General features: G+C 38.6%; 13 protein-coding genes. All 13 read left to right on the top strand.

Annotation, left to right across the window (positions count from 1 at the left end):
- Positions 1-53 precede the first annotated feature (53 nt).
- The 13 genes from RV04_RS00925 (at position 54) to RV04_RS00865 (ending at position 15,086) form a co-directional block, all read left to right on the top strand.
- Entirely contained in the window at positions 54-2,831 is a 2,778-nt protein-coding gene (locus RV04_RS00925; protein WP_071856599.1) for a sigma-54-dependent transcriptional regulator, read from the top strand.
- 218 nt (positions 2,832-3,049) lie between these two features.
- Positions 3,050-3,544: a PTS sugar transporter subunit IIB gene (locus RV04_RS00920; RefSeq protein WP_211271162.1), complete on the top strand. Its 495-nt coding sequence runs from the start codon at positions 3,050-3,052 to the stop codon at positions 3,542-3,544.
- A gap of 75 nt (positions 3,545-3,619) precedes the next feature.
- Positions 3,620-4,609, top strand: coding sequence for a mannose/fructose/sorbose PTS transporter subunit IIA (locus RV04_RS00915; RefSeq protein ID WP_071856597.1), 990 nt, complete (start codon positions 3,620-3,622; stop codon positions 4,607-4,609).
- Positions 4,610-4,641: 32 nt separating this feature from the next.
- Positions 4,642-5,445, top strand: a complete 804-nt coding sequence (locus RV04_RS00910) for a PTS mannose/fructose/sorbose transporter subunit IIC (protein ID WP_071856596.1) — start codon at positions 4,642-4,644, stop codon at positions 5,443-5,445.
- 21 nt (positions 5,446-5,466) lie between these two features.
- Positions 5,467-6,378, top strand: coding sequence for a PTS system mannose/fructose/sorbose family transporter subunit IID (locus RV04_RS00905; RefSeq protein ID WP_071856595.1), 912 nt, complete (start codon positions 5,467-5,469; stop codon positions 6,376-6,378).
- Positions 6,379-6,487: 109 nt separating this feature from the next.
- On the top strand, positions 6,488-6,859 hold the full coding sequence (locus tag RV04_RS00900) for a DUF956 family protein (RefSeq protein ID WP_071856594.1): 372 nt from the start codon (positions 6,488-6,490) through the stop codon (positions 6,857-6,859).
- Positions 6,860-7,014: 155 nt separating this feature from the next.
- Entirely contained in the window at positions 7,015-8,775 is a 1,761-nt protein-coding gene (locus tag RV04_RS00895; RefSeq protein WP_071856593.1) for a PTS mannitol transporter subunit IIBC, read from the top strand.
- An 86-nt stretch (positions 8,776-8,861) separates the two neighbouring features.
- On the top strand, positions 8,862-10,913 hold the full coding sequence (locus RV04_RS00890) for a BglG family transcription antiterminator (RefSeq protein WP_071856592.1): 2,052 nt from the start codon (positions 8,862-8,864) through the stop codon (positions 10,911-10,913).
- A gap of 24 nt (positions 10,914-10,937) precedes the next feature.
- Positions 10,938-11,375 (top strand): PTS mannitol transporter subunit IIA, encoded by a 438-nt coding sequence (locus tag RV04_RS00885; protein WP_071856591.1) that lies wholly within the window; start codon positions 10,938-10,940, stop codon positions 11,373-11,375.
- A 1-nt stretch (position 11,376) separates the two neighbouring features.
- A complete protein-coding gene (locus RV04_RS00880; RefSeq protein ID WP_071856590.1) occupies positions 11,377-12,516 on the top strand; it encodes a mannitol-1-phosphate 5-dehydrogenase in 1,140 nt (379 codons plus the stop codon).
- A 184-nt stretch (positions 12,517-12,700) separates the two neighbouring features.
- Positions 12,701-13,342 (top strand): YitT family protein, encoded by a 642-nt coding sequence (locus RV04_RS00875; protein ID WP_071856589.1) that lies wholly within the window; start codon positions 12,701-12,703, stop codon positions 13,340-13,342.
- A 204-nt stretch (positions 13,343-13,546) separates the two neighbouring features.
- Positions 13,547-14,248, top strand: coding sequence for a glucosamine-6-phosphate deaminase (gene nagB, locus RV04_RS00870; RefSeq protein ID WP_071856588.1), 702 nt, complete (start codon positions 13,547-13,549; stop codon positions 14,246-14,248).
- A 130-nt stretch (positions 14,249-14,378) separates the two neighbouring features.
- A complete protein-coding gene (locus RV04_RS00865) occupies positions 14,379-15,086 on the top strand; it encodes a pseudouridine synthase (protein ID WP_071856587.1) in 708 nt (235 codons plus the stop codon).
- Positions 15,087-15,113 lie beyond the last annotated feature (27 nt).

The following is a 15,113-nucleotide window of genomic DNA, read 5'->3' as shown; positions in this document are numbered from 1 at the left end:
AAAACTATAGATGATTGATATAGATTAAATACACAAATAAAGCAGGTGTCTAAATGGAACGACGGATTGACCGTATTTATCGCTTTGTGTTGGAAAATGCCCATGTCACGACGAATGATGTGGCAGAATCTTTGGATATTCAACGTACAAATGCCAGTAAAGACCTGAACCTCCTTGTAAAAGAGGGTCAATTGAATAAAAGTGAAGGCCGACCAGTCCGCTATTTTGTCTCGTCACAGTCAGTAGAACGAGCAGTTTCGATAGAAGAAGCCAATCCTAAAGAGAAACACACGACAGAGGCGCCTGAGCGAAAAATGTTACAGCGTAACACTGGAAACGTATTCACGCAGATTATTGGTTCGACCGGTAGTATGCGAAATGCTGTAGAGCAAGCAAAAGCAGCGATTTTATATCCGCCAAGAGGACTGAATTGTTTAATCACTGGTCCGACAGGTTCTGGGAAAACTTTTTTTGCCCATGCAATGTTTCAATTCGCTCAAGCAGAAGGTGTAGTAGAAACCGATCATGATTTGATTGTTTTTAACTGTGCTGATTATGCCAATAATCCTGAACTCTTGATGAGCCATTTGTTTGGTTATGAAAAAGGTGCGTTTACTGGTGCCGATACCGAAAAAGAAGGATTGATCCATCAAGCCGATGGCGGCATGTTGTTCTTGGATGAAATCCACCGGTTACCGCCAGAAGGACAAGAAATGATTTTTTATTTTATGGATCATGGAACATATAGTCGTTTAGGCGAAAGTGGAAAAAACCGGTTTGCAAATGTAAGAATTGTCGGAGCCACTACAGAAGATCCACATTCAGCCTTGCTGGATACATTTGTTCGTCGGATTCCAATCAATATCCAAATGCCTTCATTTAGTAATCGACCGGCTGCTGAACAAATTGATTTAGTCCGAGTCATGGTGGCGATGGAAGCTAATCGTATCCAACGAAAGATCACATTATCTGAAGATGTAGTAAAAGCTCTTTTGGGAAGTGTCACTTATGGGAATGTCGGACAATTAAAATCCAATGTACAATTGATCTGTGCCCGTGGTTTTATGAATCATATGACTCAATCCGAGATCCATATTACGTTGAATGATCTGACAGAAGGAATCAAATCTGGTTTAGTCCAACTTTCAGCGGATCGGTACAAATCCACTGATTTTTCGCCATACTTGGAACCAGAAATGATTGTAACACCCAATGAAATCGACGAATTGATCAAAACAGATACCTATGAATTGCCATATAATCTGTACGATATTATTGGTGATAAAGCTGCGCTATTAAAAAATGAGGGATTGGATCAAGAAACGATCAATCACTTTATTTCAACCGATATTAATGTTCATTTAAAATCCTTTTATAAGGATCATGGCTTTACATTTGATACAGAAACGCGCTTAACTGAATTTGTGGATAAACGTGTGATTGAAACTAGTAATAAAATTGCTATTCTGGTCAGTGAGCGACTGGAAACCCATTTCCAACAAAACTTTATTTATGCGATGAGTTTGCATATTTCTTCTTTCTTGAAGAAAATCAACGTTGGGCAGACTCGTGAAACCAATGATAATATTCGTGAGATGGCTAAAGATTATCCAAAAGAATTTTCAGTAGCACAAGAGATTCGGGCGCTAGTGGAACATGAATTTCAAGTCACGATCCCTGATAGTGAAGAATATTATTTAACCGTATTATTAGTATCGTTGAGAGAAGACCAATCAGCGGGGAAAATCGGGATCGTAGTAGCAGCACATGGAAATAGTACGGCGTCATCAATGGTTCAAGTTGTGCGTGAGTTATTAGATGTAAGTAATATTTTTTCGGTAGATATGCCGCTGGATATGCATCCGCGAGTAGCTTACGAAAAAATGCGGGAAGCGGTGACTCAAGTCGATGAAGGCAGTGGTGTCTTGATTATGGTCGATATGGGTTCATTAGCTACCTTTAATGAAGAAATCCGAACGGATACTGGAATCGAAGTATGTACTTTAGATATGGTGACAACACCACTATTAATCGAAGCTGCTCGTAAGTCCAGTGTTCTTGGTTCGGGCGTGGATGAATTGTTTGAATCATTAGAAGGCTTTCGTGGTTATGGTCATATCACGAAAGAAAAAGCAGAGCCTAAAGAGAAACAAGCTATTTTAGCGATTTGTGCTTCGGGTGAAGGGACAGCTCAACGTTTGAAAGAAATCATCGAGCGTCCATTGAAACAACGAAACTTAAAGCATATAGAAGTTTTAACCCTATCGGTAGCGGATATCAAAACAAAAATTCCAGTTTTCAAAAAAGAATATAAACTTTTAGCGACTACAGGTATCATGGATCCAAAAGTTGGTGCGCCGTATATTCCAATGGAGAAGTTTATCAGTCAAGATGCAGATCAGATTTTGGATGAACTGTTGTTAGAAAATGATTTGTCTGCACAAGAAGAGATTGTCTTGGATGCAGAGAAGGCCCGTCAAGTCTGTGTGGATTTTATGGAAGAAAGTTTTACGTTTATTAATCCGAAAAAGTTGATTGCACCGCTATGGCGTTTAGCGCAAACATTAATCGAAGGAAATGGTGAGACGGTGAATTATGCATTGATGGTAAACTTTGTCATGCATATGGCAGGCGTAATCGAAAGGAATATTAGACAACAACCATTAAAAATTGATTCGGATACAAAAAGAGCGTATGAAGCTATCACAGATAATATAGTGATGAATCGCGGACTAAATGAAGTAGAGAGTCAGCTAAGAATCACGATTCCTACATCTGAACGATATTATATTTATCAATTACTAAAAAATAATGAAGAAATAAAAGTCTAAAAGATACACAAATAAATACACAAATAAAGGATACAGTATACTGTATCCTTTTTGTGTATCGTAAAAACGCTGTTAAATAAAGAATTTCTTATTAGTGTATTTTGGCACGGTACTTGCTTTAATATAAGTGAGTACTTGTGTGTGACTGTACTCAAAAAATTGTAGCACAAGTCTTTTAGCATCTAAGCCTTGTAGTATTAGGAGGTGGTGGGATGGTAATGGATATTCGACTCACTCGTATCGATGATCGTTTGATTCACGGTCAAGTAGCGACAGTTTGGTCTAAAGCAACAGGAATCGACCGGATTTTAGTAGTCAGTGATGAAGTCGCCAACGATGAGTTGCGTAAGTTCCTCCTGAAACAAGCTGCACCACCAGGAATCAAGTCCAATGTCGTCACAAAGAGAAAAATGGTTGAAGTCTATCACGATCACTTGTTTGATGGAATGAAAGTCATGTTGCTTTTTGCTTCACCACAAGATGTGGTTGAAGTCGTTAAGGCGGGCGTTGATTTGAAAGCGGTCAATATTGGCGGGATGCGTTTTTCTGAAGGGAAAAAGATGATCACCAATTTTATTTCTCTAGATGAAAGCGATGTAATTTCTTTTAGACAGTTGGAGGTTGCCGGTGTCCAATTGGAGATTCGCCAAGTGCCGACTGACCGAAAAACAGATTTGATGCAATTGATCAAAAAAGAAAAGATGCTGCAATAACTTAATTTTGGTTACAGGTTTTTTAGAACTTATTTATATTTTTGAGCTGTAACAATAATAGTAGGAGGTATGAAGATGGTAGGAATTATCATTGCTAGTCATGGTGAATTCGCTAATGGTATCTTGCAATCCGGTGCGATGATCTTTGGAGAACAAGAAAACGTCAAAGCAGTAACTTTGATGCCGAGTGAAGGACCCGATGATGTTAAAGCAAAAATGAAAGAAGCAATTGCCTCTTTCGAAAACCAAGACCAAGTATTATTCTTAGTCGATCTTTGGGGTGGAACTCCGTTCAACCAAGCAAATAGCTTGTTTGAAGAACACAAAGATACATGGGCAATTGTTGCCGGCATGAACTTGCCAATGGTTATTGAAGCTTATGCTTCACGTTTCTCTATGGAAACTGCGCATGAAATCGCTGCTCACATTTCTGGGACGGCAAAAGAAGGCGTGAGAATTCGTCCTGAAGAATTAGAACCAGCTGAAGCAGCACCTGTTGCAGCAGCAGACAATCAACCAAAAGGTGCAATTCCAGAAGGAACTGTACTTGGAGATGGACATATCAAGTTTGTATTAGCTCGTGTGGACTCTCGCTTATTACACGGACAAGTTGCGACAGCTTGGACTAAAACAACTGGCCCTAGCCGAATCATTGTTGTTTCAGATGCAGTAGCAAAAGACGATCTACGTAAACGTTTGATCGAGCAAGCTGCTCCTCCAGGTGTTAAAGCAAACGTTATCCCAATCGATAAAATGATCGAAATTTCAAAAGACCCTCGTTTTGGTAATACAAAAGCGTTGTTGTTATTTGAAAACCCTGAAGATGTACTACGTGCAGTTGAAGGCGGCGTGGATATTCAAGAAGTGAACGTTGGATCAATGGCTCACTCAGTTGGGAAAGTTGTAGTAAGTAAAGTATTGTCAATGGGTCAAGAAGATGTAGATACTTTTGAAAAGTTAAAAGCCAAAGGTGTTAAATTCGACGTACGTAAAGTACCAAATGATTCTCGCGACAATATGGATGAAATTTTAAACAAAGCAAAAAATGAATTGAAAAAAGCTTAAGCAACAAATTATCTTAAATAGGAGGGCTTATAATGTCTGGTATTTCAATGGTATTAGTAATAATCGTTGCCTTTCTAGCTGGTATGGAAGGAATTTTGGATGAATTCCAATTCCACCAACCGCTAGTAGCATGTACATTAATCGGATTAGTAACCGGTAACTTAGAAGCTGGGATCGTTCTTGGCGGCTCACTTCAAATGATCGCCTTAGGTTGGGCAAACATCGGGGCTGCTGTAGCGCCGGATGCTGCGTTAGCATCTGTTGCATCTGCAATTATTTTAGTTTTAGGTGGTCAAGGAGTTAAAGGTGTTTCTTCAGCGATCGCGATCGCTGTTCCCCTAGCTGTTGCTGGATTGTTCTTAACAATGATCGTTCGTACGATCGCTGTACCAATCGTTCACTTGATGGACGCGGCTGCTGAAAAAGGTGAAATGCGCAAAGTTGAAATGTGGCACTTAATCGCTGTAGCAATGCAAGGTGTTCGTATTGCAATTCCTGCTGCTGCACTATTAGTTATTCCTGCTGACACTGTACGTGGATTCTTAGAATCAATGCCTGCATGGTTAACAGACGGAATGGCAATCGGTGGTGGTATGGTTGTAGCCGTTGGTTATGCAATGGTTATTAACATGATGGCTACTCGTGAAGTATGGCCATTCTTCGCAATTGGTTTTGCTATTGCAGCACTTTCTGAATTAACATTGATCGCACTTGGTGTTATCGCAGTTGCATTCGCTTTGATTTACTTGAACCTACAAGATAGTTCTGGTGGTTCATCTAATGGTGGCGGAGGCAATACTGGTGATCCGCTAGGCGACATTTTGAATGACTATTAGACTTGAAGGAGGAGAAATAAAATGGCAGAAAAAATCGAATTAACGAAAAAAGATCGTTTAGCCGTTGCATGGCGTTCTACCTTCATTCAAGGTTCTTGGAACTATGAACGTATGCAAAATGGTGGTTGGTGTTATGCAATGATGCCAGCAATCAAAAAATTATACAAAACAAAAGAAGACCGTACGTTGGCAATGCAACGTCACTTGGAATTCTTTAATACTCACCCATATATCGCTTCACCAATTCTAGGGGTAACATTAGCACTTGAAGAAGAACGTGCCAATGGCGCACCAGTTGATGACGTAGCGATCCAAGGGGTTAAGGTCGGTATGATGGGACCTTTAGCCGGTGTTGGTGACCCAGTCTTCTGGTTTACTGTTCGTCCGATGTTAGGTGCTCTAGGTGCTTCTCTAGCTTTAGCTGGAAACATCATGGGACCAATCATTTTCTTCCTAGCTTGGAATATCATTCGTTGGGCATTTATGTGGTATACACAAGAATTCGGCTACCGTGCTGGTTCTAAAATCACTGATGACCTTTCAGGTGGTCTTTTACAAAAAGTTACTAAAGGTGCCTCTATTTTAGGGATGTTCGTACTTGGGGCGTTAGTTGAACGTTGGGTAAACGTGAAATTCACTCCAATCGTATCTACTGTTAAATTAGACAAAGGTGCGTATATCGAATGGGATAAATTACCTGCAGGTGCACAAGGAGTCAAAGAAGCATTGACTCAACAAGCCTCAGGTCTTGCATTAGATAGTTCTAAAGTTACGACTTTACAAGATAACTTGGATCAATTGATCCCTGGTCTTGCTGCATTACTATTGACTCTACTTTGCATGTGGTTATTGAAGAAAAAAGTTTCTCCAATCATCATCATTCTTGGTTTGTTCGTAGTCGGTGTTGGCTTGCACGTATTAGGTATTATGTAAGAAGTCACTCATTAAAAATGCTCGGGCTTGCCCGAGCATTTTTTGCTTAATAAAGAGAAACTGAGTATAATACGTTGTAAGATACATATAAAGAAATGGAGTAGATCTAATGGTTCAGTCAATCAATACAAAAATCGATTTGACGATCGATGCTACCTCGTACTTAGGAGTTGCTGATTATGGTAAAATCATGATTGGCGATCAAGGATTTGAATTTTTTAATGACCGAGATGCACGTAAATTTGTCCAAATACCTTGGGAAGAAGTCGATTATGTTGTCGCATCTGTCATCTTCAAAGGAAAATGGATTCCACGCTATGCGATTCAAACAAAAAAGAATGGCACATATACTTTTGCTTCCAAAGAGCCTAAAAAAGTCTTGCGCGCGATTCGCGAATATGTAGATCCTTCTCATATGGTCCAATCGTTGAGTTTCTTGGATGTCATTAAACGTGGTGTCAAAAATAAATTGCATAAATAAGCTTCCAAAGCCGTCGGACCTTAGGTTGACGGCTTTTTAATTTTGGCACAAAGTTCTGTGCCAAAGCTATACCTTCTATTTATTGAAAGCGGATACCGCTAACGGTATGATAAGAATGTAAACGAAATCATTTTTATTTAGAGGAGGAAAATAAAATGGAAAATGCTGGACAGAAAAGTGGATTAAAAGCCAAAGTCCAACGCTTAGGGAGCTATCTTTCTGGGATGGTCATGCCGAACATCGGGGCGTTTATTGCTTGGGGTGTTATCACGGCACTATTTATTGATACAGGATGGTTACCAAACAAAGAATTATCATCACTTGTAAGTCCGATGCTTACTTATTTATTGCCATTATTGATTGGATATACCGGTGGTAGCATGATTCACGGACAACGTGGAGCAGTCGTTGGGGCAATCGCTACGATGGGTGTTATCGTGGGGTCAGATGTACCGATGTTTATTGGTGCAATGATCATGGGTCCGTTAGGTGGATGGTGTATCAAGAAATTTGATGATGCTTTCCAAGCAAAAATCAAAGCTGGTTTTGAAATGTTGGTCAACAATTTTTCTTCTGGTTTGATTGGTTTTGCCTTAGCAATTATTGCTTATTATGCGATTGGACCGGTAGTAGAGGGTGCGACGCATTTAATGGCACAAGGTGTTGAAACAATCATCAACATGCACTTATTACCATTAGCAAATATTTTCATTGAACCCGCAAAAATCTTGTTCTTAAACAATGCGATCAACCATGGTATTTTGACACCGTTGGGAGCAGAGCAAGCAGCACAAGCTGGAAAATCAATTCTATTCTTATTAGAAGCAAACCCTGGACCAGGTCTAGGTATCTTATTAGCCTTCACATTCTTTGGTAAAGGTTCTGCTAAATCATCTGCACCAGGTGCGATCATCATTCAATTCTTAGGTGGGATCCATGAAATCTACTTCCCATATGTAATGATGAAACCTCTTTTATTCTTAGCTGTTATGGCTGGTGGGGTTGCCGGAACATTTACGTTCCAACTATTAGGTGCTGGATTACAAGCAGCTGCTTCTCCGGGTTCGATCTTTGCGATTCTTGCAATGACACCAAGAGGCGGATACTTACCAAACTTAGCTGGTATTGCAGTAGCCTGTGCCGTATCATTCTTAGTCGCGATGATCATCTTGAAAACGGATCATAATGAAGAAGACGATTTAGCGGCAACACAAGCATCTGTAGCAAATGCCAAAGCAGAATCAAAAGGTAAAGCTGCAGTGAAAACTGAAAATCAAGAAATGTTCGGTAATGTAAACAAAATCATCTTCGCCTGTGATGCTGGAATGGGTTCAAGTGCGATGGGGGCTTCAGTTTTACGGGATAAAGTGAAAAAAGCCGGCTTGTCGTTGCCAGTCTCAAATTCAGCAATCAATAATTTGACTGATGATCCGAATGCATTGATCGTAACACAAGAGGAATTACATGATCGTGCATCTCAAAAAGCGCCAAGTGCAACGTTTGTTCAAGTAGAAAACTTTATGAATTCACCCCGTTACGATGAAATCGTCGAACGTTTATCAAGTGATTCAACACCTACTGAAGAACCAAAAGCAAAGTTAACAGATAATGTGGTACAAGGCTTGGCCGACTATTCAAAAGTCGATCACATTGTCTTTGCATATGATCAAGTCAAAGGCTCAGCGAATATGGGCGCAACGATCTTGAAAAAATTAATGAAGAATAATGCATTGCATTATCCAGTAGTAGTAGTAGCGATCAAAGATTTGAAAGATGAAACAAATGCGTTGATCATTACCAACAATGATGAAACAGTCAAAGCAGAACAACAAGCACCGAGTGCTATGCATGTACCGCTAACTGACTTAGTAGCTTCAGAAAAATATGATCAGGTCATTCAAAACTTAAGGAAATAAGTAGTCTTTTTTAAAGAATCGTATTACTCTTAAAGCAGTGGGGATTCTCACTGCTTTTACCCTTTGAATCCATTGGAGGAGATATTGTGTATTTTTCGATTCGCGAAAAAAAGATCCTTTCCCTTTTGTTGGAATATCCGAATGGCATCACTTCGGAAGAACTGCAAGATATTTTGCAGGTCAGCAAGCGAACAGTGTATCGTGAATTATCGAGTATAGAAAAAACAATCAAATCACTAGATGTGCAAATCATCAAGCCACGAGGCGAAGGCTATCGCATCGTAGGAGAGAGTGTAAATCTAGATCGTTTAAAACAACTGATCAAGGAAAAACAAGAAGAATTATTCACTGATAATGTCCAACGGCAGAGTGCGATTGTTTGTTCTTTACTATTGAAGGAAGAAGAAGAGACGATCGAAGGTCTAGCAATCGATTTTAAGGTTAGCCAAGCAACGATCACATCTGATTTAGCAACGATCGAAAAAAGTTTGGTCGATTATCGCTTGAGGTTAAAGCGCTTAAAAGGTCGCGGGATTCGCATTGATGGACAAGAAAAACAACGCCGCCAATTACTAGGAAACTTGATTTACAACGGTGTTAGCGAATATGATTTCTTTAAGTACATTGATTTGTTAGAAGCAAAAAAAGCAACCAAAGATAATTTCTTTTTAAAATTATTAAATCCAAAAAATTTAGTATTGGCTCATACGATTGTTGAGCAAGTTTCACGGCAATCCTTTGAACAAGTAACGGATAATCAATTGCAGCGAGTATTGGTTTTATTAACACTATCGATTGATCGAATGGAGCAAAAACAGTTTATTCTCGACGAAAAAGATAGCAAAGCGAAACCAGAAAGTATGCAAATTGCTAGTCAAATCATGATTAAAGTAGCGATGGCGATCAAGCAGTCGATCCCACCGCAAGAAGTACGGTTGTTTGCTTTTCAATTGGAAGGGGTCAATTATAAAAGACCGCAAAATATTTTCATTGATAGCTTTGATGTGGAATTATCCTATAAGATCAAAGAACTGATTCGATTGGTTTCTGAAGCGACAGCAGTTGATTTTCGCAAAGATGAACAACTATTCAATGATTTATCAGCACATATGTCAGCTGCCTTGAAACGGAATTTAACGGTTATTCAAAATGCGAATAACCCATTATTACAAAAAATACGGGAGAAATACCAAAAATTAACAACAGCGATCATCAAAGAATTGGCGGTTGTTTTTCCGGGTCATCAGTTCACAGCCGATGAATTGGGCTATGTCGTAATTCATTTTGCGACGTCACTTGAGCGTAACCCTACTGGACGGGCGCTTTCAGCCTTAGTTTTATGTTCTAGTGGTATCGGAACAGCAAGGATCTTAGAGAGTCGAATCCATAAATACTTGACGGAGATTGAAAAAGTTCAAGTTGCAAAAATTTCTGAGATGAATCAGTTAGATTATAAAAGTTATGATTTGATTTTAGCGACGGTATTCTTACCGGGATTCCAAGTGCCGTATAAAGTGATCTCTCCCTTATTGTTAGATGATGAGATCAAAGAAATCAAAGACTATATTCAAACGTTGCATCCAGAAAAAACACCTGAATTAGCCGATGAGCCGGAACAAGAGCCAAGCGAAGCCTTTGATGTGATCTATGAAACGATGCGGATCGCAAATAATCTATTGCAAAGTTTCGATGTCAAATCTTTTCAGGCACGATCAACGATCGAACAAACCTTAAAAGAAATCATTGATCCACTGCAAGGGACTTTCGTTTCTGATGCCACATTGGTAACCGAGAAAGTGATTCAACGGTATTTAGTGGCACCAATCGGGGTACCAAATACCAATTTTGCATTGTTTCATTGTGCCGATGTGCATGTCAAAGAACCACTATTTACGATCTATGATTTGGATCAGAAATTTTTGATTCAAGGGATGGATAAAAAAAGTATCGAACTAACCAGGGTTTTATTATTATTAGCCCCAGATCCGATCCCTGAAAGTCAGCAACATTTATTAGGAAAGATCAGTAGTTCAGTGATTGAGAGTGACTTAAACACTGAAATTTATAAATTTGGCAATAAGGAAATCATCTATCAATTATTGAGTTCTTTATTCGTCAAAGAAATTCGGGAAAATTAAACATAAGAAGCGGAGGAAATTATGATGGAATTAAAGCCAGAAATGATTTTATTAGATCAAGAGTTTGCAAATAAAGAAGCGGCAATTCGTGCAAGCGGTCAGCTATTGGTTGATGCAGGTTGTGTTGAAGCAGGCTACATCGATGCGATGATCGAAAGAAATGAATTGGTTTCGGTTTATATGGGAAACTTTATCGCGATCCCGCATGGCACAGATGAAGCAAAACGATATGTTAAAAAAAGTGGTATTTCAGTGATCCAAGTCCCAACGGGCGTTCACTTTGGTAAAGATGATACAGATGATGTAGCGATGGTACTATTTGGTATCGCTGGAATCGAAAACGAACATTTAGATATCTTGCAAAAGATTGCTATCTTTTGTTCAGATGTTGAAAATGTCGTAAAATTAGCAGATGTAAAAACAAAAGAAGAAGTCATGGGCTATCTTCAGGAGGTAGAATAGGATGCAAGCAACACACTTTGGAGCAGGAAATATTGGACGTGGATTTATCGGTGAAATTTTAGCAAAGAATGGTTTTTCAATTGATTTTGTAGATATCAATGAAACAATCATCAATGCTTTGAATGAGCGTAATGAATATACGATCCAATTAGCAGATGAAAGCCAAAAAGAAATCCATGTCTCAAATGTTGATGGATTGAACAATCAGACAAATCCAGAAGCAGTGATTGATTCTGTCAGCAAAGCAGATATCGTGACCACAGCGATCGGACCGAATATCTTACCTTTTATCGCAGAATTGATCGCAAAAGGAATCCAAAAGCGTCGCAGCAATGGAAATACTGCAGCATTAGACGTAGTGGCCTGTGAGAACATGATTGGTGGTAGTCAATTCTTATTTGAAAAAGTGAAGGGCTTCCTAACTGAAGAAGACTTAGCGTACGTTGAACAATATATCGGATTTCCAAACGCCGCAGTCGACCGGATCGTACCGATCCAACATCACGAAGACCCATTATTCGTATCCGTTGAACCTTTCAGTGAATGGGTGATCGATGCGACTCAAAGTAAAAATAAAGCCTTACGTTTAACCGATGTAGAATATGTTGAAGACTTAGAACCGTATATTGAACGTAAATTGTTCTCAGTTAATACAGGTCATGCGACAGTTGCTTATACAGGTGCATACGAAGGCTATAAAACGATCGACGAAGCGATTGCTGATGAACGTGTTTTAGAAAAATTACGAGCTGTTTTGGGTGAAACTGGCAGCTTATTGATCAATAAATGGGGTTTTGATGAAGCAAAACATGCGGCTTATATCAATAAAATCGTTAGTCGTTTTGAAAACAAATATATTTCAGACAGCATCAGCCGTGTAGCACGGACGCCGATTCGCAAACTTGGCTACGACGAACGTTTTATTCGTCCAATCCGTGAACTGAAAGATCGTGGATTAAGTTATGATAATTTAGTTGATGTCGTTGCGATGGTCTTAAAATACGATGATCCTAATGATGAACAAAGCGTGGAATTACAAGGCTACTTGAAAGAAAAATCAGTTGCTGAAGTAATTCAACAAGTGACAGATCTTAAAGACGATCAATTGATCGCTGAAATTTCTGCGAACTACCAAAAATAAGTCAATAAAAAAACGACTCGAAGATTATTTCGAGCCGTTTTTTTGTTTTAGTTAAGTAGGTTTGAAATAAAACTAGAAACAAATTTTTCATGTTCTGGTGAAAAAATTGATTCTTTTGATAGATAAAATTTTGATAAACTGAGGGTAGAAAATCTACGACATTACGCATGGAGAAGGGGATAACTTGACTAAAACTATCATAAAAAAACAGTTAGCTATTTTATTGGGTGTTCTCTGGATCTGTATCGCTTTGAATTTTTTCTTATTGCCTCATAGTATCGCCTCGGCTGGCGTTGGTTCTATTGGTTATTTAGTGGAAACCGGATGGCAAATAGATCGTCATCTGATTGTGTGGACAATCAATTTAGTAATGTTGGCACTGACTTATTTTTTACTAGAGCCTCAGGTTTTTGTTAATACCTTAATCGGCAGTTTGAGCTTTCCGATTCTGCTAGTCTTGTTACCTGAATTGATGTTGGTTCGATTTTATGGTTTTTCGTTAGTTTTAGGCAGTTTCTTTTTCAGTTTGGGAGTCTATTCATTGTATCGGATCAATGCTTCAAATGGAGGGATCACAATTCCACCATTGATTCTAGAAAAGTATTATCACATCCGTAAAGCTAAGGGTATTTTTTTGACCAATGCGGTCATTATATTGCTGAATTTAGTGATTTTCTCTTGGAACGAAGCGCTTGTATCCGCATTATCGATCTATCTGATTGCCTTCTTTATGCGTTGTTTGTTGAAGGTAGAGAAAAAACGGAAGAGAAAGGCAAGTCAAAGAATTAGCAAAATGAATAATACTAAGGTTTCATCACTTGAATAAATAAAAATATTCTTTTATTGAAATTCTTTATGGAAATCGAATGGCAAAATAAAGGGTATTGCTTTACCAAATATCAGTAATTAGAGATAATTATGGAAAGTAGATGACAAAATTTTAATTTTTGGTCTAGACATTTTTAGTTGATAAATGAATTCAAAGGTGCTAAAATTGGTGTATACCAAATCAGTGAAGGAGCGTTTACCAATGAAAGTAATTCGCGTAAAAGATGCCAACGAAGGCGGAAAAAAAGCATTTGAAATAATTAAAGATGGAATGGAAAATGGCGTTAAAATTTTAGGACTAGCTACTGGTAGTACACCAGAAACGTTATACCAAGAAATGACTTCTAGCGATTTAGATTTTTCAGAAATGACTTCTGTAAACTTAGATGAATATGTAGGATTAGCGGGCGAAGATGTACAAAGCTACCGTTACTTCATGAACGATCACTTGTTCAACCAAAAACCTTTCAAAGAATCATTCGTACCGAACGGTAAAGCAGCTGATTTAGAAGCTGAATGCAAACGTTACGACGGCGTGATTGCTGAACATCCACTTGATTTACAAGTATTAGGAATCGGCCGTAATGGACATATCGGTTTTAACGAACCAGGTACGCCATTTGATGTAACAACTCATGTAGTTGAATTAACTGAATCAACAATCGAAGCAAACAAACGTTACTTTGATAAAGTTGAAGATGTGCCAACACATGCTTTATCAATGGGCATCGGTTCAATCATGCAAAGTAAAAAAATCTTATTGATGGCTTTTGGTACAGATAAAGCTGATGCTATCAAAGGTATGATCGACGGAGACGTAACAGTTGATCTTCCAGCAAGTGTTTTACAAAATCATGCAGATGTAACAGTCATTATCGATGAAGCAGCTGCTAGCAAATTATAAGAATTGACTTGTTTGAAGGCGCTGGGGAGTGTAAATTCCTTGGCGTCTTTTTTGATTTTAAAGTTGCTTGCTTCTTTTTTTAGGGTTGGTTATAGTAAGTTATCAAACAATTAGTGGAGGAACATAATTCATGCGGTTAGATAAATTTTTAGCAGAAGTGGGTTTAGGTAGCCGAAAAGAAGTCAAGCAATTAATAAAAAAAGGCAACGTTTCGGTCAATCAGCAGATTGAAAAATCGGATAAATGCCAAATTGATCCAGCAAAAGATGTTGTTACTTTCTTAGGAGAAGACTTAACCTATCAAGAATTTTATTATTATTTACTTCATAAACCAGCGGGGGTGGTCAGTGCAACTGAGGATAATCGAGATCGAACGGTGATGGATTTATTTTCTCCCCAAGATCTGCGGAGTGATTTGTTTCCAGTAGGACGTTTAGACAAGGATACTGAAGGATTGTTACTGATCACTAACGATGGCAAGTTAGCACATGAATTATTATCGCCAAAAAAACACGTGGAAAAAGAATACTTAGCTGAAGTTGCTGGTGTGATGACGACTGAAGATCAAGAACAATTTAAAAAGGGGGTCCAGCTAGATGGTGAAAGGACCTTGCCTGCGGAATTAATGATTGATGAAACGGCACAAGATACATCGCTTGTTCGAATTATTTTACATGAAGGCAAATTTCACCAAGTCAAACGAATGGTCAAAATTTGCGGAAAAGAAGTGACTTATCTTAAACGGATCCGTATGGGTGCGTTATCATTACCTGACGATTTAGCTAAAGGGGCTTATCGCGCATTGACAAAAGAGGAACTGCAACAAATCAAAGGTTAGAACACTTATTTTTTTGACACCATGCTA

This window comes from Enterococcus hermanniensis (genome assembly GCF_001885945.1).
In the GTDB taxonomy this organism is placed as follows: domain Bacteria; phylum Bacillota; class Bacilli; order Lactobacillales; family Enterococcaceae; genus Enterococcus_A; species Enterococcus_A hermanniensis.
This window is presented reverse-complemented; position numbering and strand designations above follow the sequence as displayed.